This window comes from Sinorhizobium sp. NG07B (assembly GCF_002532005.1).
Classification (GTDB): Bacteria; Pseudomonadota; Alphaproteobacteria; order Rhizobiales; family Rhizobiaceae; genus Sinorhizobium; species Sinorhizobium fredii_C.
On record NZ_NWTD01000047.1, the window covers coordinates 1 to 921 of the forward strand.

The following is a 921-nucleotide window of genomic DNA, read 5'->3' on the forward strand; positions in this document are numbered from 1 at the left end:
AACTGAAGGGCAGATTCGCCCCTATAAATGCCAATTAACTGACGTTCCCACTCTTTGCGACTTGGAGCGACTTTCTTGCCGAAGGCCCGTGCACCTTCGGCCAGCTTTCTCACAAGACTATCGCTCTTGATTTTAACCAGAGCCTCGGCGAGCGAGCCCGCATCTCCGCTCTCGAAGATGAGGCCCGCGCCATTGCTTTCGATCTCCTCGGCAATCAACGCGTTGCTGCTTACGATCACGGGAATTCCACTCATCAATGCCTCGGCCGCCACCAGGCCGTATGGCTCCGGCATTCGCGACGGCATGACGAATGCGCGCGCCTGGGCGGCCGTTTCGGATACCATTTCGTCATCGAGCCAGCCCGGCACCCAGCAATGGGGAAGGGCCTCCTGCATTTCGGCGAGCAAAGGGCCGCGGCCGATCAGGGTTGCTGCCTGGCCCGTCATTCGCAAAGCCTCACCAAGGGTGCGGACGCCTTTCTCCCAGGTCATCCGTCCGAGGAAGACGATGCGCTCTCTGCGCCACGGCTCCGTCGACAGCCGCGTCAAAGGTTCCGTGGGCGTACGCAATGTGGTGAAATGCCGGAGAGGACCCGACTTCAGGTAGGTTTCCATGCCTTCGTGCGCCAGCACTACTTCGACGCGTTCCCAGAATGCGTCGCCAGCGCCTGATTGGACGAGGCTTCGGCGAAAGCGCCAGAGCTTATGGAAATAGTTTCGCTTGTCACAATTGGTTAAGAGACAATCGAGGGACATCGGCTTTAGATTACAGATCGCGCCGCTCCTGAAATTCAGGCGTCCGCCGTTCGGGCAATTCAGAAAATAGTCATGCGCCGTGATGATGACCCTCGCCTTGCTCGCTGCGAGAGCATGGAAGATGGACGGCGACAATATCTGGTTCCATCCATGGACGTGGACAACA

General features: G+C 58.4%; 1 protein-coding gene. It reads right to left on the reverse strand.

What is annotated here, in order from left to right; genetic code table 11:
• Nucleotides 1-890 (reverse strand): glycosyltransferase family 4 protein (locus CO664_RS30005; protein WP_234820277.1); only part of this gene is annotated, 890 nt, incomplete at its 3' end.
• Nucleotides 891-921: the final 31 nt, after the last annotated feature.